Below are 829 nucleotides of genomic sequence, written 5' to 3'. Positions count from 1 at the left end.
GAGTTTTAGATCCTCACTACTTATTTCATGGGCTCGGCTTTTCAAAAAGCTCTCGGTTAAATTCAGCAATACGCCATCGAGCTCTTCTACGCGAGTGTAGCCGTCTAGTTTGTTTAGCTCTCTTACGAGTACCTGATGTAGCTGCGGTTCTTGCTTATGAGCGTCCATAACCGCATGCACCATGGTTTCAAGCGCTTCTTTCAGGTCAAGAGAAGGCAGCTTTTGTAAAGTAGCCATAATGATTGTGAGCATCTCATCAATATGGCGATTGCCCAATTCAGCAAGAATCGTTTCTTTATTCCCAAAGTATTGATAAATCGAACCAACGCTAACTCCTGCGATTTTAGCAATGTGGTTGGTGTTTAATTTCCCCTGTCCTTCGCTAACTAAAATATGAGCGCTGGCTTCGAGTATGCAATCCACTGTATTAGATGATCGGCTCTGAGCGGGCTTGCGACGGGGCTTTGAGGTGGTTTTATTGACTTTCATGAGAATAAATAAACGCGAGTATTTAATGTGAGTAAATGCTCATATTATAGTGTTCTGTTATCTAAAGCACCGTTTAGCGCTACGCAGTCCAATGGAGGAATTGAGTTTGATGAAAGAGCAACCAAGTTACCAAAGTGAATCATACTGGCAAAACTACCAAGATTATTTTCCGGAACACCTACGGATTAATCACCAGAACCAGCCCAAAGAGGAGTGGTGGTTGTGGCAGGGAATCAATGTTCATTTAGATCGTTATGTTCCATCGACCAAAGATGACGTAAAGGTGATCATGCTGCATGGAGGTGGTGGCTATGCACGTTTGTTGAGCCCGTTGGCCCTC

2 protein-coding genes are annotated in these 829 nt (G+C 43.7%); one reads left to right on the top strand and one right to left on the bottom strand.

Annotated elements, in window-relative coordinates; all coding sequences use genetic code 11:
* Positions 1–489 (bottom strand): TetR/AcrR family transcriptional regulator (locus A3738_RS07390; protein WP_156504056.1); only part of this gene is annotated, 489 nt, incomplete at its 3' end.
* 109 nt (positions 490–598) lie between these two features.
* Here A3738_RS07390 and A3738_RS07385 point away from each other — a divergent pair.
* Positions 599–829 (top strand): hypothetical protein (locus tag A3738_RS07385; RefSeq protein WP_231876565.1); only part of this gene is annotated, 231 nt, incomplete at its 3' end.

Source organism: Oleiphilus sp. HI0066 (genome assembly GCF_001635725.1).
This window is presented reverse-complemented; position numbering and strand designations above follow the sequence as displayed.